This is a genomic window from Paenibacillus sanguinis 2301083 = DSM 16941, assembly GCF_000374825.1.
Classification (GTDB): Bacteria; Bacillota; Bacilli; order Paenibacillales; family Paenibacillaceae; genus Fontibacillus; species Fontibacillus sanguinis.
Map to the genome: position 1 here is coordinate 137257 of NZ_KB895385.1, position 19539 is coordinate 156795.

Consider the following 19539-nt stretch of genomic DNA (forward strand, 5'->3'; position numbering starts at 1 on the left):
AATATATAAGACAAATAGACCATTTTCCTCCAGGCAGCCTCAAATAACTTCATTTTACACCCATTGCTGCATTTTGTATATTTACATTTTTAAATATTTGATTTGACGTTGTCTCAGCATAAGAAGATCGTCTATCGACGATCTTCTGAACAGCCCCTGGTCCCTTAGCTCTTTATCTAGCCCGCGTCGAACTGACTGTTGTACAGCTCGGCATAATATCCACGCCGGGCCAACAATTCCTCATGACTTCCGCTCTCCACCACATCTCCATCCTTCATATACAGAATCAGATCGGATTCACGGATAGTAGAAAGTCGGTGAGCGATGATAAAGCTGGTCCTGCCCTTCATCATTCGTTTGAAGGCTTGCTGAATTCGTATCTCTGTCAAGGTGTCAATACTGCTGGTTGCCTCGTCCAGAATCAGCATCGGCGGGTCTACCAGCATGACCCGGGCGATCGTCAATAATTGCTTCTGCCCTTGGGATAAGCTATCTCCAGTCCCGCTGAATTCCGTATCGTATCCCTTGGGGAGTCTTTTGATGAACGCATGAGCGTTCGCTGCCTTGGCGGCTGCAATAATCTCTTCCAGTGAAGCTTCCGGCTTGCCGTAGGCAATGTTCTCACGAACTGTGCCGCCTTTGAGCCATGTCTCCTGCAACACCATGCCAAAAGCCCCTCGCAAATGATCCCGGGTCATATTTTTAATATTAATGCCTCCGATTGTAATCTCGCCGTCATCCACATCATAGAAGCGCATCAGCAAATTGACGAGCGTCGTTTTCCCTGCTCCCGTCTTACCCACTATAGCAATGCGCGTTCCCGGTGTTACCGTCAAATTCAGATCTGAAATCAGCGGACGATCGGGTTCATAAGCAAACCGGACGTGCTTGAATTCAATAGTAGACTGTCCCGGTGGCAAAATGGCGGCTGGCTGTGGATCATCCGTTTCCGCTCTCTCGTCAATAACTCTGAACACACGTTGTGCCGAGGCGGTAGCTGCCTGCAGCTGCGCCATTACGCCGGTAATTTCATTGAATGGCTTCGCGAACAGGTTGGCATAGATCAAGAAGCTCGACAAGCCCCCGACTGTTATTCTGGACAAAATCACCAGTATTCCGCCAAACATGGCGATGGCCGAGAAGGTAATATTGTTGACCAGACGAGTGGAAGGGTTAGATAGGGAGCTAATAAATTGCGACTTCTCGCCCGTTCTCTGAAGACGTTCATTTTGCACTTGGAAGGCTGCGAAGCTGCGCTCCTCATATTGGAAAGCCTGAACCACCTTCTGACCGCCAACCATCTCCTCGACATAGCCGTTCAGACTACCGACAATCTCCGCTTGATCCCGGAATAATTGCTGGGAACGTATGGTTATAAACCGGGCTACATAATAGGCTGCCGGAGCTGAAAGTAATACAACGACTGTCAGAAGCGGGCTGGTATACATCATCAATACAATCGAGCCTGCTATCGTCACAAGGCCCGTCAGAAGGGTTGAAAAGCCCTGAAGCAGTCCGTCTGAAATAGCATCCATATCATTCACAAAACGGCTGATGCTATCGCCTTGCGGATGATTATCATGATATTTGAGCGGTAAGGTGTTCAGCTTGTCAAACATCTCGCGACGAAGGTCGTTTATCGTCTCATAGGCAAGACGATTAGTCCAGCTGGCAAGCAGCCAGCCGAACAGACTACCGAGACCATATACGACAGCCAGCCAGGCAAGCAAGCGAAATACCGCATTAAATTCAACAGCCCCCTGAATGACCATGTGATCAATAGTTCTACCGATGAGAAGCGGCCCTACCAAGCTGGCAGTTACACTAAGCAACGCACTGATCAGGGTTCCGAGCATATAAAGCTTGTATTTTCCAGTATAGGTGAATATTCTCGACCAGGTTTCTTTCATGCTCATTATTTTGCCTCCTCCTCTGACAACTGGGAGTTGCAAATTTCACGGTAAGCATCACATTTCTGCAACAATTGCTCATGGGTACCGATCCCCGCAATCCCACCGTCCTCCATGACGATGATCCGGTCTGCATAACGAACTGTGCTGACTCGCTGAGATACAAGCAGCAAGGTCATATGCTCCCCGAAGTCCCTGATCGAATGGCGAAGTGCTGCTTCTGTGACATAATCAAGCGCACTGGAGGAATCATCCAGAATCAGAATATCCGGGCGGGCAATCACGGCTCTGGCAATGGTTAGACGTTGCTTTTGACCTCCGGACAAATTAAGACCGCCACGAGCGACCTTGGTGTCATAGCCTTCCGGCAGCTTGCTGATGAACTCATCTGCCTGAGCTATTTGGGCTGCCTCCCTCACCTCTGCATCGGTAGCCTGCTCCTTCCCCCAGCGAATATTGCTCGCAACGGTGCCTGTAAAGAGTACGGCTTTCTGTGAAACAAGCGCAATCTTACGGCGAAGCTCGGCCAGCCCCAGGCTGGATACGTCCTGTCCTTCAACACGCACCACGCCCTGCTGTGGATCATAAAAGCGCGGAATCAGGTGCACCAGTGTAGATTTGCCTGAACCGGTCCCCCCGATAATGCCGATGGTCTCGCCCGGCTGAATAGCAAAAGACAAGTCACGAAGCGCCGGATCACCAGCCTTGTTATAGCCAAAGGTCACTTGATCAAACTCTATAATCGGTACACCTGGCTTGCTGCCCTTCCCCACTTCGATCGACTTCATCTGCGCTGATTCAGGATTGGCTATCCCTGGCTCGGTATCCAATACTTCATTGACCCGGGCTGCCGAAGAGGAAGCCTTGGTGAACAAAATGATCAGATTGGATACAACAATCAGAGCGAGCAATATTTGAGTTACATAATTGATGAAGGCAATAATCTCACCGGAGGACAAGGTTCCTGCCTGAATATGAATGCTCCCTACCCACAGAACAGCAATAATCGTCGAGTTCACAACCAACGTGGTTGTCGGACTAAGCAAAGCAGAGATGCGGCCCACACGAATCGCTGTAGCGGTAATATCATCGGCTGTTGCGCGAAACCGCTCCTGCTCTTCTCTACGTTTGGCAAAGGCACGAATCACACGAACACCGCCCAGGTTCTCACTTAGCACTACCGCCAGTCGGTCAAGCTTCTTCTGATAAACACGATACAAGGGGGCCGATTTCTTGATAATTAAATATAAGACCAGACCAAACACGGGCGTGGCCGCCATCAGCACCAGCGAAAGACGCATATCCAGCAGCATAGACATAATAATGGCCCCAATGCAGATAAACGGAGCTCTGATGACCAGACGGATCAGCATGGCTACGGCTGTTTGAAGCTGGTTGACATCATTGGTCGTTCGATTGACAAGTGAAGGAGTCCCAAAATGATCCAAATCAGCATAGGACAACGAGGAAATATGCTTGAACAGCTTATTCCGTAAGGTGGTTCCAAAGCCCTGAGAGGCTCGCGCCGCATAAAATTGGCAAATTAGTGAGCAAGCGTAACCGAGTATGGACATAGCGAGCATCAGCCCGCCCATCTTGAGCACATATGTACTATCCTTGTTGCCAATACCATGATTGACAATCAATGCAACAACGGTTGGCAGAAGCAGCTCTAATATAGCTTCAATCAATTTAAATAATGGGCCAAGAATCGTTTCCTTTTTGTAGGGTCTGAGAAATGTAGCCAGTCTGAACAAGGTTGCACCACCATCGCTTATTTTTATAATTGCTGAATGTAGAGGTAGTTCTTAGGCTTAAAGTGGTTCCCCTCCAAACAGCCAACTTTGATTATGACATAAAGGCTGATATATTAATAATATTGCCTTCATATTAATTCCATATGTTTTCAATATATCAAAAGAAGGGATTTACTCATGGATATAAAGCAGCTACACTACTTCCTGACCATAGCAGAAGAAGGACAGATTACAGCAGCAGCCAAAAAATTGCAAATGGCACAGCCCCCCTTAAGCCAGCAGCTCAAGCAGCTTGAGGATGAACTCGGAGTTAAGCTTGCTGAACGCGGCCCACGCAGCATTCATTTAACAGATGCAGGCGAAATTCTTCGCCGCAGAGCTATGCAAATTATGGCATTGGCAGATTCTACAGTGCGAGAAATCCAGGATATGTCACATGGACTGATGGGAACACTACAGCTTGGCACGGTTTCATCCTCCGGGGCAGCTCTGCTTACCGATAGGTTAACCGAGTTTCAGCGAACCTACACAGGCGTAAAGTTTGAAATTCATGAGGGCAATACGTTTCATGTGATTGACTTGCTTCAGAAGGGCGTCATTGAACTGGGGATCGTACGAACGCCATTTCAAACCAATGGGTTGAATTGCAAGTATATTTCCTCCGAGCCAATGCTCGCGGTCATGACACCGAAGTACGACTGGAGCCCCGGTCAATCCGGCTGTGAGGTGGAAGAGCTAAAGGATCGCCCGCTGATCATATACAGACGGTTTGAAAGCTTGCTTCACGATACCTGTGAACGTGCTAATTTCGAGCCCAAGCTGTTTTGTAAAAATGATGATGCCCGCACCACTGTACAATGGACTCAAGCCGGGCTTGGCATCGGCATCATTCCTCAGTCAGCCTTGAAGCTAACCAACTCCGAGGGCCTCATCGCCAAGATGATTAACAGCGAAGGGCTTTGGACCAGAATTGCCGCTATCTGGCCCAAGAATCGTTATCTGTCAGGCCTGGCTGAGCGTTTCCTTGCCAGCTTTGGGGAAGCTTGATCGCAACATAAAGAGGCCAAAGTGTACCTCCTGTTTACAGGGTGCAGCCACTTTGGCCTTGTATTCCGAAATGTCATTTAGCAGTTGCCTTAAACCGAAGCGTTGTTGTTCGGATTACAATTGTCCATTTTGCCCTTCCTTTAGCACAAAAAAACCGTTTCTGGCAAAAGACAAAATTTTGCTGGCGCTAATGCCTGTCTGCTTGGAAATATCGATGACCATCGTATCCGGATATACTTCAACAATACTGCGTATTTTTTCATAAGCCTCTTCACAGCTCTTGCACATCTTCTTGCTTGACTTTTCACATAAATTTCCGCAAAAATCACAAATCTGATAGTTTCCCATGCTAACCCCTTACCTTATATTATGTAGAGCTTAATTCTATAGTTGAAATAATATCAAAAAACATATCATATTCCGCACTTTTCTCTTCCATTTCGCCACTTGTAACCATTAAAGATTTATCCTCTTCTTCAAAAACCACATAAAATATCAACAGCTTTACTCCACTATCATCATCCGCCTCAGTTGTCACTAGTCGAGCTGGCTGATCATTAATCATCATCTGTTTGTCTTCTATGATCCTGGTCTCTTCATCTTCCTCTAATGTTCTATTCATAAAATTCATGTCCTTTGGCTTGGTCCCATAAAATAGAACCGACGAACCATCTGTAAATCCCTTACCTTCCTTGGACAAAGCTAATATGAAATTCCCGGCAGCAGTGTCATCCTTTACAGACCATTCCTTAGGATATTTGAAAGTAATACCAAATTCAGAATATGTATAGGTTGCGTAATCAAAACTAATCTTATCTGAGGTACAACCTGCCAGCATAAAAACCAGTATTGTGAAAAGCGCTAACTGCCTCATCCCCGTAACCTTCTTTCATCTTCCCTTAAATTCCATCTAAATTATACTCAAGTCCCAAATTTCGTTAACTACCATCGCTGCTTTGTGAATATTCACGATATCCTTCCTTTTCTGTGTCCACTAATAAGGAATTGCCGCTTGGTCTTATGAGAGCTAGCAAGATATTGCAAGTATACCATTAATCGATTATGAGAGGTTATTTAAAAAACCATTGCCCTACTTTTTGAACACGCACTATAAGGAAATCCCTCTCTGCAGATATTTCAGCTTTTATCTTAAAAAAATTGGAATTATCAATTGTGATGTTACTTAATGTATGTTAAGGTATTGTTAAGTAACATATTTGGAGGGATTCTCTGTGCAATATGTAAATCCGATTCGAGATATTGAGACCATACAAGCGATGAAGCTCGTACTGAGAAAGCAATCGCTCAGAGATGTGTTGCTGTTTGTGCTGGGAATCAACACCGGGATCGGTCTTGTTGACATGCTGAACCTTACCGTGCAAGACGTCTGGGACGGTCAGAGCCCCAAGCCATTCCTTTATCTTAAGGATGCGAACACCGGGGAAGTGAAGGCGTATTACCTCAATAGTAAAATTCGGCAAATCCTAGATGAGTATTTGTCCGGCTGCGACTGGAGTCCGGAAGATTATTTATTCAAATCCAAAAAGGATCGTCGCCCGATTACCCGTCAGCAGGCTTATCGTATTATAAATCATTCGGCAAGGGAGGTAGGAATTACGGAGAAGATCGGTACGCATACCCTGCGGAAGACCTTCGGTTATCATGCGTATCAGAAAGGTATCGCCATCTCGATCATCAAATCGATTTTGAATCACCACTCCACTTCGGAAACCTTGAAGTATTTAGGAATTGATAAGAATGCAGACTTACCCATCAAAGTAGATGTGAATTTATAGCGATTCTGCTTTTGTCCCAAAAAAATACCCTCCGTAACCACCGGAGAGTATTCAATACAATAGCCTATATTCACAGTTCCTAATTATTCATCGGTGTCTTCCAGACCCAACGCTGCATCGATATCTACGTTTTTCAGCTCAGTGACGATTCCATCGTCCACCAGAACCTGCAAGGTCTCGGCATCCTTCATGAAGCGGAAGATTCCATTATCAAAATCCGTGTCCACTTCCTTGAAGAAGATGCCTTCAAATTCCGTATCTTTCTCGTGATTAAAGCTCAGCTTATAATGATCCTCTTCCTTGATCAAATAAGCACGTGTGCCGTTTCTGTACATTCCTTCCCCATCCCGAATATAACGGGAGACCGAAACGATGTGCAGATCGACAAAAGGAATTTCGCGCACCAGGGAATTGATAATGGAGCCCTTTGTGATTTGCTCCCAGCGGCTCTGAGCCGTTTGACCGAGAATAATCTGAGTAATGTTCTTTTCTCTTGCGATTTCAGCAATAATCTTTGTCACGGGACGGCTTTCATTATCTTTCATAATAAATTCTGCTGAGCTATGGGAGTTCGCATATTCTTTCCATTTTTCAATATAAAAAATTTTCTCCGCATCCAATTCGTCGAACGGCTTGGAGTCGATCGTCAAAATGTAAAGCGGAGCCTTTAACATACTGGCGATTTTACAACCGCGTTTGATTAGCCTTTCGCCATTGGGTCCATAATAAACGCAGACAAGAATACTTTCATTGAACAAATTATCCATTTTTTAACTCTTCACCTCAAGGTTAAATAGTAGAGCTTCATTTAAACTATGTAAGACTATAATTGAAGTTACGGAAAGAGTCAACTCGAAGCCTATATTATTCGAAAGTAAGGAGGAGGACGCTTGGCTACATTCTATTTTTTTATGTTTCTTCCGTTTATTAGTGCCCTGCTGGTACCTTTTCTGTACAAGTATTTGAATCGTCAGATACATACAGGTTGGTTTGTATTACTAGCCCCCCTATCCATCTTGATCTATTTACTTCAATATATACCTTCAATCGCTGCGGGTGAAACGTACAAATATACCCTATCCTGGATTCCCACCCTTGGCATCGATATTACTACTTATGTAGATGGCTTAGGCTTATTATTCGGGTTGCTTATCACGGGAGTGGGTGCCCTGGTGATCGTCTACTCTATCTTTTATATGTCTAAAGGCCGGGAGGCGCTCCATCATTTCTATGTCTACTTGCTTTTATTTATGGGAGCGATGCTGGGTCTGGTATTCTCAGACCATCTGCTCGTGTTATATGGCTTCTGGGAGTTGACCAGTGTATCCTCCTTCTTATTAATTGCTTATTGGTACGAGCGCAAGAGCTCGCGTCAAGGCGCATTGAAGGCCATGCTGATTACCGTAATGGGCGGCTTCGGCATGCTGGCTGGCTTCATTATGCTGATCATGATGGGCGACACCTACAGCATACGGGAGATTATCGCCCAGATGGATCTGATTCAGGGCCATGCTTTATTCATTCCTGCGATGTTGTGTATCTTGCTAGGGGCCTTCACCAAATCGGCGCAATTCCCGTTTGGCATCTGGCTGCCTGATGCGATGGAAGCTCCTACTCCGGTAAGCAGCTATCTGCATTCCGCAACCATGGTCAAGGCGGGCATCTATTTGGTTGCTCGTATGACCCCGATCTTCGGCGGCAGTTCCGTATGGTTCTGGCTTGTGGCCGGTGTCGGGATGATTACGCTGCTATATGGCTCCTTATCAGCACTTCGTCAGACGGATCTTAAGGCGCTGCTGGCTTACTCTACGATCAGCCAATTAGGCTTGATTATGAGCTTGCTTGGTGTAGGCTCTCTGGCAGTGTATTTTGGGCCTGGCGAGAATGGCACTATTTTCACAGTAGCTACCTTTGCCGCCCTGTTCCATTTATTCAATCACTCGACCTTTAAAGGCAGCTTGTTTATGGTCGTCGGCATTATCGACCATGAGACAGGCAAACGGGACATACGTTATTTAGGCGGTTTGATGCAGGTGATGCCAATGACATTCACCATTGCGTTAATCGGCGCTTTCTCTATGGCAGGCCTACCACCGTTTAACGGCTTCCTGAGTAAGGAAATGTTCTTTGGCGCAGTAACGGAACTTACCCATACAGGGGTTTTCGGTCTGGAGCATATCGGCGTTTTATTCCCGATTATCGCCTGGGTAGCTAGCATATTCACCTTTGTATACTGTATGATTTTCGTCTTCAAGACCTTTGGCGGCAAGTACCATCCTGAGAAGCTGACACGAAAAGTACATGAGCCGTCCCTGGGAATGTTGTTCGCCCCTATGGTCCTGGGACTGCTCGTCGTGTTGATCTTCTTCTTCCCGAACGTGCTAGGCAAATATATTCTTGCTCCGGCGCTAACCGCGGTGCTGCCGATGATGCCTGTCACTGCGTACGATTTGAAGATCAGTGCATGGCATGGGCTCAACATGGAATTATTGATGACCATCGGAGTCGTTGTGATTGGCTTCCTGTTGTTCAAGTCAGCCAAACACTGGATTCGGGTCATTCGCAATTATCCGCAAAGGCTAACCTTGACGCATCTGTATAGTATAGCTCTGCCAGCTATGGAGAAAGGCGCAGCCTCCTTAACAAACCGCTATATGACAGGTTCGCTGAGACATTACCTGAGCTACATTTTCTCCTTCTTTGTCATGCTGTTGCTGGGCTCGCTTCTATTGCTTCACGGGATTCATTTCGATTTCTCCAACAACGCGAGCATCAGCTTCTTCGATGCCGGGCTGGTATTAGTCATGATTATTGCGGCACTGACCGTGCTGTTCACGAACCATCGCGTAGTAGCCATTGTGGCCCTGGGCGCGGTAGGCTACATGGTATCCATGTTCTTCGTGATCTTCCGGGCACCCGATCTGGCATTGACGCAGATGGTGGTCGAGACAGTCACCACCGTGTTGTTCTTGCTCTGCTTTTATCATTTGCCGAAGCTCAAGAAGGATATCGAGCGCATTCCATTCAAATTAACGAATCTGATGATCTCGCTAGCCGTCGGGCTGACCGTAACCATTCTGGCACTCTCGGCGAACGGGCACAAATTGTTCGAGCCGATTACCTCTTTCTTCGAGAATGCCTTTGAGCTGGCAGGCGCTAAAAATATCGTCAATGCCATACTGGTTGACTTCCGCGGCTTCGATACCATGCTGGAAATATCCGTTTTAACCATAGCGGGCTTGGGCGTTTATGTCCTCATCCATCAGCGGCTCAAAAGGAGGGAACACGATGAAACCGAATAATGTCATCCTGCAGACAGTTACCCAGGTTGCTGTATTCATTATCTTTACCTTCTCCATCTATCTGTTCATGAGCGGTCATCACCAGCCAGGCGGCGGTTTCATCGGTGGACTCAGCACGGCAGCGGCCATTGTGCTGCTCTACCTCTCCTTCGGGATTGAGAAGGTGCGGGAGAACATCCGAATCGACTTCAAGAAGCTTGCCGCCGTCGGGGTCTTTATTGCTGTAGCCACAGGACTTGCGGGGGTAATCTTCGGTCAGCCGTTCCTGACACAGACCTTCGGTCATGTGCAGCTGCCGATCTTCGGGGATACGGAGCTGGCCTCAGCCATGATCTTCGACACAGGCGTTGCACTGGCCGTCATCGGTACTGCGGTCAATATTATTCTGAGCATATGTGAGGATCGCTAATATGGAGACTTTAATCATTCTGCTGGTCGGCGTGCTAATATCCATTGGAACTTATTTGATTCTATCCAGACGGCTGCTGCGCATCGTGCTTGGATCATCCCTGATCAGCCATGCGGTGAATTTACTGCTCATTACCTCCGGTGGCTTGAAGACGGGAGCAGCTCCCTTGCTGAGCGAAAAGACAAAGCAATTTACCGATGCCATCCCGCAAGCCTTGATTCTCACGGCCATTGTCATCAACTTTGCCGTAACTGCGCTAGTATTAGTTCTGGGTTACCGTGCCTATCAGAGCTACGGAACCGATGACATGGAACAGTTAAGGGGAAATGAGTATGAATAACTTGTTGATTGCTCCGGTGGTTATCCCTTTGTTAGCAGGAATGGCCCTCATTATTTTACAGAAGAACATACGTCTTCAACGGGCTCTTAGCCTGAGCGCCCTGTGCGTTACCGCCATCATCAACGTGCTGCTGATCAACCAAATCAGCCATGGCGGAATTCAAACCTTGCAATTGGGCGGCTGGGAAGCGCCGTTTGGTATTAGCTTCGTGGGCGATATGTTCAGCGCTCTGCTGCTGCTGGCCACTTCTATCGTTGCTATTGGCTGTCTGATCTTCGCCTTCTCATCAACGGAACGACGGCAGGAGAAGCTCTATTTTTATCCTTTGTTTTTGTTTCTGATTACAGGGGTTAACGGCTCATTCTTAACGGGGGACTTATTTAACTTATACGTATTTTTTGAAGTGTTTTTGGTTGCTTCCTATGTCATGATCACTTTAGGTGGTACCCAAAAACAGCTTCGGGAGTCGCTCAAGTATATCTTCACGAATATTATATCGTCCGCCTTCTTCCTCATAGGCGTAGCTTATTTGTATTCTATTACTGGCACACTCAACCTGGCGCATCTCTCGATGCGGATTGCCGAGGTAGGTCAAGATGGACTGATTACCACCGTGGCCCTGCTGTTCCTGATCGTCTTTGCCCTAAAAGCTGGCCTGCTGCTCTTCTTCTGGCTGCCGGGCTCCTATAGCGTGCCACCTACAGCCGTCTCGGCTATCTTTGCCGCCCTGTTGACCAAGGTTGGCATCTATGCCATCTTCCGTATGTTTACCTTGATCTTTTATCACGAGCCAGGGGTTACCCATCTCGTCATTGGCATTCTGGCGGCGGCAACCATGATACTGGGTGGGATAGGTGCGATCGGGTATTGGGATTTGCGCAACATCCTCACCTACAATGTAGTGATCAGCGTCGGATTCATCATGCTGGGCTTCGTCTCCATGACAACAAACGGGATGATGGGCTCTATCTATTATTTGCTCCATGATATGGTGATTAAGGCACTTGTATTTCTCATAGGCGGAACCATCATTCACCTGACGGGAACAAGCCGTTTGAAAGAGATCGGCGGCTTGATACGCTTGCAGCCTGCACTTGGCTGGATGTTCCTGATCGCCGCCTTATCCATGGTTGGCATCCCTCCGCTCAGCGGCTTCCTGGGCAAGGTGTTCATTACTCGCGGCGCCTTCGAGTCCGGTTACTTCTGGCTTGGCGCGGTCGGACTGGCAGCGAGCCTGTGCATCCTGTACTCCATGATCAAGCTGTTCATGAACGCCTTCTGGGGTGACACGATGCTGAATGAAGAAGAATTAAAGGGAAATGCCAAGGGCCTGCTGTTCCCCATTGCCTTCCTGACTTGCGTCAGCTTGGCCTTGGGAATAGGCGCCGAAGGGATCGCAGGATACGTAACCCAGGCTGCCAATGAATTGCTTAATCCAAGCCTGTACATTCAAGCCGTGTTCAAATAAAGGAGGGATGATCATGCCCGTTCAGGTATTGCTTAACATCTTCATCGCTTGCTTGTGGATGTTCCTGCAAGACAACATCAGCGTATTGAACTTTATCAGCGGTTATATTGTAGGTCTATTTATTTTGTTATGTACGCGCCGGTTCTTTAAAGACCGCTTCTATGTCTTCACCCTGGCTGCCATCGGCAAGCTGTTTATCATTTTCATTCATGAGCTGATTACCTCTTCCATGATGGTTATGAAGCATGTGCTGCGCCGCAAGATTGAGGTCACTCCAGGGATATTCAAGGTCAGAACCGACTTGGAGGGAAGTCTGGAGGTTACCCTGCTCTCTCTGCTGATTTGCTTGACACCAGGTTCGGTGGTGATGGAGCTTACTTCGGATTCCAAGGAACTGTACATTCATGGCCTGAATTTGCCCGAGTCCAAAGAATCCGTCATCAAGTCGATTTCCGTATTTGAAAAAGCGATAAAGGATGTGACGAGAAAATGATCTTCCAGACGATATTGCTCATCGCTTTAGGCATATTAATGCTGTCAATCCTGGCCAATATGTACCGGGTCGTGAAGGGGCCTTCCGGAGCGGACCGCGTTCAGGCCCTGGATTCCATCGGGATCAATATGATCGCCAGCATTGCGGCCTATTCCGTACTCTTCCATACTCAAGCCTTCTTTGATCTTATCCTGCTGATCGGGATTCTCTCGTTCATCGGAACGGTTGCCTTTGCCCGGTTTATAGAGAGGGGTGTTGTCATTGAGCGGAAGCGGTGAAGCCGTAGGGGCCATCCTCATTCTGGTCGGGGCCATTTTCAGCTTGATAAGCGCCATCGGGGGCATACGTTTGCCGGACGTGTATACCAGGTCTCATGCTGCATCTAAAAGTTCTACACTTGGCGTGCTTTGCGCGTTGGTAGGAACCCTGCTGTTTTTCCTGATTTCCGACGGCTATTTCAGCATTCGCCTCATCCTGGGCATCTTCTTCGTATTCCTGACTGCCCCGGTGGCCGCTCATGTCCTGTGCCGATCAGCCTACCGCAATGATGTCCCGATGGTGGGGACAGCCGAGGATGAATTGAAGGACTATTACATGGAGAATGAGAACACGGACGATGACAAAGAGGAATCGACCGAAAATGAAGAAGCCCCTGCGATGAAATTGATTGACAGCGAGCCCCCGCTTCAGGTTTCGGAAACTTAAAGCAGCAGCCAAAATGGGCTTAGACTAACTGTTTCTGTTCCATGTCGGCCCGGCAACTATGAATCACTCTTTTAAGCAAACAAAACGAGCCCCGGTTCATGCCGAGGGCTCATTTTGCTATCATATTTGGATCACTTCATCTTGTTTCGTGCGTTGAGCACTATTTCTCTAATTTGTTTGGCATTTTCGCTAATTTCTGCCTTAGAGCCCTTTGTAAGCAGCCCCCCAATACCTACGCAGTCTACCCCATGTTCAATCCATGCTGATAAATGATCCAAGGTCACTCCACCTGAAGCGATTACAGGCATGTGCGGGATTGGTGTTTTAACAATGGATACAAGGGACGGGCCATAGAAATTCGAGATAGGAAATGCCTTCACAAAGGAAGCGCCTAGCTCCAGAGCTTGGACCATTTCAGATATGGTGGCGCATCCCGGCGCATAGGGAATTCTGTATCGATTACAGATTCTGGCAACCTGCTTGCTAAGGTTTGGGGCAATAATGAATTTTGCCCCGGCTAACATGGCCAGTCTCGCGGTTTCACTATCCAGTACCGTGCCGGCCCCGATCAGAAGTCTGTCTCGGAACCTACCGTCCAGCGCCTGGATAATTTCTCCTGCGTTCGGGAGGGTATAACTGATTTCCAGTACGTCCACTCCCCCATCCAGACATCCCTCGGCAATTTCAATGCCTCGCTCAATCGTTTCCACGCGGACGATTGCCATGACTCCAGAATTTGCAATTCTTTTCTCAATATCCGCTTTGAGCATGGTTCTCACCTCCCGCCAGATTGTAAAAGTTCAGCGTCTCTCTAATTTTAGCCAGCACTTCTTCTTCGCTTACTTCCCTCACAGGCGCTCTTGCTGAACCTACCGGAATACCTGACAATTCCACAGCTTTTTTCAGTACAGAAGGAGGGGTTCCAAGCTTCAATACGGACCGAAGAACTTCAACCTCTCTCTGAGCCTTTTCCGCTGCTTCGAGATTCCCATTCACAAAATGGTTGTAAATTGAAATGTCCAGCTCGGGAATTAAATTGGCGGTTGCAGCTATAGCTCCGACTGCTCCGGCCTGCAAAGCCTTAAGAATTAAGGAGTCTGAGCCGGATAGAGTAACGAAATCCCGGCCTTTGGCCGCCTTAATATAATTCTCTATATTTTCAAGCCTGCCGCTGCTATCTTTAATGCCAATGATATTGTCAATTTGGGCAAGCTCCCCGGCTGTAGCTGCTTCAATATGAATTCCTGTATTCTTAGGCATATTGTACAAAATGATAGGGATCTGAACGGACTCTGCTATTGCTTTATAATGCAACAAAAGCTCCCTCTGTGTCAGAGGTACAAAATATGGGGTAATGACAGACAAAGCATCTGCTCCCAGCTTCTCCATCTTCTTGGCCAACGAGATGGTGTCTCTGGTGCTATTCCCGCCTACGCCTACATAGACCGGTACTCTTTGCGCAACAGCATCCATAGCTATTGAGGCAAATTCTAGCTTCTCCGCTTCACTCAGCACATGAAATTCGCCATTGGTGCCAAGTATAAATATGCCATTGACCCCTGAGTCAATCAGTTTATCCACCAGTTGTCTTGTGGAAGCTTTATTTATCTTCTGATCTTGATCCAGAGGAGTAATCATGGCAACAATAATTCCCTTGACCTGCATAATCTCGACCTCCTGATCTATCTTTTATTTACTGAACTATATAAGTTGAACCATTCCCAAAGGCGAACAGTATATGCTTCCGATGCAGCTTTCTTGCAGAAAGCTTTGAGCTTCTTCAGAATCATTTTTCTCGCTTGCTTGTTTTGCCTTTTCTTCATTTCAATTTATATAGCTTACCCAACGCACCACTTGGATGCCATTTCACATATTGCTCAGGAGTTAGGTTCCGTTCATCCTGAAGAAGGATGCTTAGCCCCTGCAACATAATGATTTCAGCCACCACAGAGGCGCGGGGAGGCTTGTTCAGCGGGTCGCCCTCCAGCCTCACACCGGCGTGCAGAACGACATCCCCCATGTTCGCCAGCCATGAATCCTTATTTCCGGTTACAGCGATAATTTTAGCCCCATTGCTTATGAGTGTTTGAATCGTCGCCTTCAACTCTTCTGTTCCCCCACTGTTGGATATGGCAATCACCACGTCTCCCGGAACGACCTGACCTGATGAACCATGAACCGCCTCCGTACCATTCAGTTCATAGGCTGGAGTTCCGGTGGAGGACAATAAGGAAGCTATATAGCTCGCAACGTGACTTGGTTTTCCAATTCCTGTAACGTGAACACGGTTTTGATGACTTTGTGCCTGAAAGATCAGATCGCGGGCTTGTTCAATGGCCACCTCATCAATGGAAGCAATAAAGTTAGAGATTTCACTCTGTAAAATATTTAGAAATGCAGGCAATGCTTTATTGGTCATAGGGCTTCTCCTCCACTAAACACATTAGAAATTGCTTGAAAATATCCATTTACATCGGTTTTATGAATTGAAAAATGGAATGGAGCACGGTTCCGACAATATTGTAGTCAATGTTCGGGAAGGTTGCGCCTTCAATACCTAGTGTTCCATAGACCGGATACAAAATCGTCGGCAAGAACGCCAGCAATAAACCAACCACAAAGGATCCGGCAACCGCCCCCCTCCATCCGCCAGACGCATTGCCAAATACGGCTGCGGTCCCTCCGGAGAAGAAGCAGATATGTGCTGCTGGAATAATGACTACGGGGAATACACCAGGAAATGCAGCCATCACCACGATAGCCAGCAAGCCGGCGACATAGGCGGAGACAAAGCCTACAATAACTGCATTGGGAGCATACGGAAACACGGTTGGCACATCAAGTGCCGGGCGAGAACCCGGAATAAATTTTTCGGAAATTACTACAAAGGCTGCTGTAATTTCAGCCAGGAACATACGCACTCCTGACATCAAGACCGACATTCCGGCAACAAAGGTAAACGCCTGAACGATTGGAAATACGAGCCAGTGCTGTGAGCCTGCAAGCTCCTGGGCAAATGTCTTTCCCGCTTTTAATGTGGCGATATAGAACAAAAGCAGCATCACGATGGATAATCCCATCAAGAAATCTCTAAAAATAGATAACCATTTTGGAAATTGAATAGTTTCCGTTGTTTGATGCTCATATTTTTTAAATATAAGTCCAATGTAACCGGAAAGCCCGTAACCCAGCATATTAAAGTGACCAATCGCTTGCTCGTCTCCACCTGTCATTTTTCGCATAAATGGCTGACAAAATTGTGGAAGTGCAGCGGACAGAAATCCGAGAAGTATGCCACCAACGATTATCGTTGTTGTGCGGTCAAAGCCATGGGCAGTCATGATGAGAACTAGCACACAGGAGAAAAACAAGCTGTGCCCTGTTGTAAAAAATATATTTTTAAACCTTGTAATACGGGCAAATACCAGATTCAATATAAAGCCGAGGATCAATGTCAAGGACACCTCAAAGCCATAGGTGCTCTGCGCTAATGCTGTTGCGGCCTCCGGCGATGCGATGACCCCGGTAATGCCAAAGCCATATTGAAATAATTTATTAAAGTTCTGCAAAGCCCCCGTCATTGCAGAAGCCCCGATGCCAAAAATCAAAAACCCAATCAAGGTTTTAGATGCTCCTGTAAATACTTCTGTAGCGGACTTCTTTTGCAACATCAAGCCGATGAATGCCACTACTCCCAGTAAAACAGCAGGTGTGCTTAGCAAGCTAATAATAAAATTCACATTGCTTCCTCCTCGCCCTGTTCATGATCAGAATGCTATCCTACTTTTGAAGCGAGAAACTGCTCCAGTGCGGCCTTGATCTCCTGACGATCTATGATGTTATGAATACCTATGACGCCTATTTTCAGGTTCTTCCTGCGCAACTCCTCCGCAACATCAATCAGCGTAATTACGGCATCACCATGGAAGCCCTGTAAGGCATCCAAGGAGCCATGTTCTACTTCAATCGGGAAATTATTTTCCTTAATGACCTGCTGTATTTTGATTTTCAACATTAAGCTAGATCCAACTCCTGCTCGGCAGGCGACTAATACTTTGTACATTCGGATCACTCCCCCTTGAAATTTTGTGCTTTGATAAAATCAATAATTTTTTTTGCATCTGCCGCATGATCCAGCAATTCAAAAAATTCCTCCATCTCCAGCAGCTCAGCCAGCTCGGACATGGCTCGCAAATGGGAACTGCTATCCACGGCACTCAAGGCGAATACATACTTCACCGGATCGTTATCTCTGTGGCCGAATTCAATGGGCTGCTCCAATGTCGCAATGCTGATGGCCATTTCCTTCGTGCCCATCTTCGGTCTGGCATGCGGCAAGGCCACGTGCTTGGAAATGACAATGTAGGCGCCGGATTCTCTGGCTGAATTGACCATAGCATCTACATACTCCTGGGTTACTTTGTTGTTTTCCACCAACACAGCCGCCGATTTCCGTATAGCTTCCTCCCAGCTTTGGGCCGGGACCTTTAATTGAACCAGCTTCTCATCAACAAGCTCCTTCAGCATAGGTTGTTCGTCTCCTTTATCCTGAAAATTTTCTATTTGTGTAAAATAGGACAATAACTCATGGGAAAGCTGCTTGTCTGAAATGACCTCCGCATGCTTCCTGATAATGCCCATGACGTCATCAATGCGAGGCTGCCTGAGAAACAGATCCCCCACCTGGATGTACACTTCCCGCATGATTTTATATTTTTCCTTGGAAGTCATGACCGGGCTTACCTTAACCATCGGCACATCTAATTCCAGATTGACCGCTTTATAATTTGTGGTAAATACAATATCAATCGCATCGGTAAAATGCTTTAGCTCAGAGGATTCTACAGGTTGCAGGAAATGCAGCTCCGGGAACAGGTTTGTTAATTCTGCATATAAAATGGCCGAGCTGCCCACCCCATTGGAGCACACAATCAATGCCTGTTTTTTCTTTAAAGCATCAAGCTCCTTCTTATTCGAGAATACGGCGGCAAAGTGCATGGTAAGGTAGGCCAGCTCTTCTTCCTGGATAGCTCCACCAAACAAGCTGCAAAATTCCTTTGTTATATTGTTCACAATCCGGTAAACACTTCGATATTCTTCCTTGACCTTCTCACAAAGTGGATTGAAAATAGGAATCTTGAATAACAGCCGATAGTATGCTGGCCGGAAATGCGAATATAGCTGTTTGAACACTTTTTCCTGATGGATAAAATATAAACCGCTTACATACTCGAATTTACTCATCATATTCATGACAATCTCCGAGATAACGTCTCTATCCTCTGTAATCGCCTCAGCATTTCCCACGGAGATTCCCAGCACCCAGGCACTGATATACATCACATCATGAGGTTTAATCTGCTCCTTGTCCTCGCTCACTTCCAGGAGCTCTTCCGCGAATTTGTACTCCTTCATAAAAGTCATCGCGGTCACACTAGGAATATCTATACTCGAATCATCTACGTGGCTTTTCGATAACATTCTTGCTTTCAAAAAAATAAAAATATAGATGAATTCCACCAGTCGATCCTCAACAAAGTTAATTCCGTGTTTTTGGATAAGCTCAAGAATGCGTTTCTTCGACTGATCGAAGCTGTCTAACTGGTACTCCTCGATAAAAAGATCAAAAACTCGGGAATTTTCCACAGCAGACAGTCCTTCAATGATGTTTTGTATCAATACGCTCCTGATTTCCACTTCCGAGCCAACCAGATAATAGCCATGTATGCGATTATTCTTAATTTGAATCCCTTTTCTATCCAGAATTTGTACCAGATTTTTAAAATCCAGATTTACTGTTGATCGACTTACTTTCAAAGAATCAATAAAATGGTTAAGCGAAATATCCTCCAAATTAATAAACAGCATCAAGTACATGTACGTTAGTCTTTCAGTTTTACGCAAATAATAAGTCACTTTGGAATACTTCTTGTCAAGAATAGCTCGGATAACATCCTTCGTTTCTTTGGGAATGATTGTGTCTTTTTGAGTGCCCAGGGAGATAACAGGAACTTGCTGTGCTTTCAATAAGGAGTTGATCTTACTTAGCCGGTAAGCAACCTGTCTCTTTGAAGAATTAGTTTCTTCCTGTAGCCCTTTACATGTGACAACCGTGCTGTTCAACAGGATTCGGAGAATAGACTCGATGTCTTTGTCCATTTTGCCACCCCTCCATTCTTGACTTCCGTTCCCGTTTCTCCCCAGCCGTCTTGTGTCCCTCCCTCCTCCTTGCCCTTATTTTATGGGACGAATATAACGCTTTCAATTGTATTTAGGTTCGACTTTTGTTCCTGGTCTGGACAAAAATCATAC

20 protein-coding genes are annotated in these 19539 nt (G+C 46.5%); 9 read left to right on the forward strand and 11 right to left on the reverse strand.

Annotated features, from left to right (window positions below; all coding sequences use genetic code 11):
* Positions 1-176: 176 nt before the first annotated feature.
* Together C557_RS0116025 and C557_RS0116030 are read right to left on the reverse strand one after the other, a co-directional pair.
* The gene (locus tag C557_RS0116025; protein ID WP_018752906.1) at positions 177-1916 is read right to left on the reverse strand and encodes an ABC transporter ATP-binding protein; all 1740 of its coding nucleotides are present in this window, start codon (positions 1914-1916) and stop codon (positions 177-179) included.
* Positions 1916-3667, reverse strand: coding sequence for an ABC transporter ATP-binding protein (locus tag C557_RS0116030; RefSeq protein WP_018752907.1), 1752 nt, complete (start codon positions 3665-3667; stop codon positions 1916-1918). Before C557_RS0116030 ends, C557_RS0116025 begins: the two co-directional genes overlap by 1 nt.
* 177 nt (positions 3668-3844) lie before the next feature.
* Here C557_RS0116030 and C557_RS0116035 point away from each other — a divergent pair, with 177 nt between their 5' ends.
* Positions 3845-4714 carry a LysR family transcriptional regulator gene (locus C557_RS0116035; protein WP_018752908.1) on the forward strand — a complete coding sequence of 290 codons (870 nt, stop codon included), beginning with the start codon at positions 3845-3847 and terminating at the stop codon, positions 4712-4714.
* A 114-nt stretch (positions 4715-4828) separates the two neighbouring features.
* Here C557_RS0116035 and C557_RS0116040 read toward each other — a convergent pair whose 3' ends face one another.
* Positions 4829-5062, reverse strand: coding sequence for a hypothetical protein (locus tag C557_RS0116040; RefSeq protein WP_018752909.1), 234 nt, complete (start codon positions 5060-5062; stop codon positions 4829-4831).
* 19 nt (positions 5063-5081) lie between these two features.
* Positions 5082-5588, reverse strand: coding sequence for a PsbP-related protein (locus C557_RS0116045; RefSeq protein ID WP_018752910.1), 507 nt, complete (start codon positions 5586-5588; stop codon positions 5082-5084).
* Positions 5589-5946: 358 nt separating this feature from the next.
* Between C557_RS0116045 and C557_RS0116050 the strand changes: the two genes are divergently transcribed.
* Entirely contained in the window at positions 5947-6510 is a 564-nt protein-coding gene (locus tag C557_RS0116050; RefSeq protein ID WP_018752911.1) for a tyrosine-type recombinase/integrase, read from the forward strand.
* Positions 6511-6593: 83 nt separating this feature from the next.
* Here C557_RS0116050 and C557_RS0116055 read toward each other — a convergent pair whose 3' ends face one another.
* Positions 6594-7277 carry a universal stress protein gene (locus C557_RS0116055; protein WP_018752912.1) on the reverse strand — a complete coding sequence of 228 codons (684 nt, stop codon included), beginning with the start codon at positions 7275-7277 and terminating at the stop codon, positions 6594-6596.
* Positions 7278-7400: 123 nt separating this feature from the next.
* On the opposite strand from C557_RS0116055, the gene C557_RS0116060 reads away from it, so the two are divergent.
* The 7 genes from C557_RS0116060 to mnhG are packed head-to-tail and all read left to right on the forward strand — an operon-like array spanning position 7401 to position 13227.
* Positions 7401-9812, forward strand: a complete 2412-nt coding sequence (locus C557_RS0116060; protein ID WP_018752913.1) for a Na+/H+ antiporter subunit A — start codon at positions 7401-7403, stop codon at positions 9810-9812.
* Positions 9799-10221, forward strand: coding sequence for a Na(+)/H(+) antiporter subunit B (locus C557_RS0116065; protein WP_018752914.1), 423 nt, complete (start codon positions 9799-9801; stop codon positions 10219-10221). Before C557_RS0116060 ends, C557_RS0116065 begins: the two co-directional genes overlap by 14 nt.
* A gap of 1 nt (position 10222) precedes the next feature.
* Positions 10223-10561, forward strand: a complete 339-nt coding sequence (locus C557_RS0116070; RefSeq protein WP_018752915.1) for a Na(+)/H(+) antiporter subunit C — start codon at positions 10223-10225, stop codon at positions 10559-10561.
* Positions 10554-12029 (forward strand): Na+/H+ antiporter subunit D, encoded by a 1476-nt coding sequence (locus tag C557_RS0116075; RefSeq protein ID WP_018752916.1) that lies wholly within the window; start codon positions 10554-10556, stop codon positions 12027-12029. Before C557_RS0116070 ends, C557_RS0116075 begins: the two co-directional genes overlap by 8 nt.
* Before the next feature lie 13 nt (positions 12030-12042).
* On the forward strand, positions 12043-12522 hold the full coding sequence (locus tag C557_RS0116080) for a Na+/H+ antiporter subunit E (protein ID WP_018752917.1): 480 nt from the start codon (positions 12043-12045) through the stop codon (positions 12520-12522).
* A complete protein-coding gene (locus tag C557_RS0116085; RefSeq protein ID WP_018752918.1) occupies positions 12519-12800 on the forward strand; it encodes a Na(+)/H(+) antiporter subunit F1 in 282 nt (93 codons plus the stop codon). The genes C557_RS0116080 and C557_RS0116085 overlap by 4 nt, the downstream gene beginning before the upstream one ends.
* Entirely contained in the window at positions 12775-13227 is a 453-nt protein-coding gene (gene mnhG / locus C557_RS23655) for a monovalent cation/H(+) antiporter subunit G (protein WP_338048802.1), read from the forward strand. The genes C557_RS0116085 and mnhG overlap by 26 nt, the downstream gene beginning before the upstream one ends.
* A 131-nt stretch (positions 13228-13358) precedes the next feature.
* On the opposite strand, the gene C557_RS0116095 is transcribed toward mnhG, so the two are convergent.
* From C557_RS0116095 to C557_RS0116120, 6 genes are all read right to left on the reverse strand, one after another.
* A complete protein-coding gene (locus tag C557_RS0116095; RefSeq protein WP_018752920.1) occupies positions 13359-13997 on the reverse strand; it encodes a beta/alpha barrel domain-containing protein in 639 nt (212 codons plus the stop codon).
* Positions 13978-14892, reverse strand: coding sequence for a 4-hydroxy-tetrahydrodipicolinate synthase (gene dapA, locus C557_RS0116100; RefSeq protein WP_018752921.1), 915 nt, complete (start codon positions 14890-14892; stop codon positions 13978-13980). The genes C557_RS0116095 and dapA overlap by 20 nt, the downstream gene beginning before the upstream one ends.
* A gap of 154 nt (positions 14893-15046) precedes the next feature.
* On the reverse strand, positions 15047-15646 hold the full coding sequence (locus tag C557_RS0116105) for an SIS domain-containing protein (RefSeq protein ID WP_018752922.1): 600 nt from the start codon (positions 15644-15646) through the stop codon (positions 15047-15049).
* A gap of 49 nt (positions 15647-15695) precedes the next feature.
* Positions 15696-16967: a PTS ascorbate transporter subunit IIC gene (locus C557_RS0116110; protein ID WP_018752923.1), complete on the reverse strand. Its 1272-nt coding sequence runs from the start codon at positions 16965-16967 to the stop codon at positions 15696-15698.
* Positions 16968-17002: 35 nt separating this feature from the next.
* Complete coding sequence (locus C557_RS0116115) at positions 17003-17290, reverse strand: PTS sugar transporter subunit IIB (protein ID WP_026263522.1); 288 nt, start codon at positions 17288-17290, stop codon at positions 17003-17005.
* 5 nt (positions 17291-17295) lie between these two features.
* Positions 17296-19386 (reverse strand): BglG family transcription antiterminator, encoded by a 2091-nt coding sequence (locus C557_RS0116120; RefSeq protein WP_018752925.1) that lies wholly within the window; start codon positions 19384-19386, stop codon positions 17296-17298.
* Positions 19387-19539 lie beyond the last annotated feature (153 nt).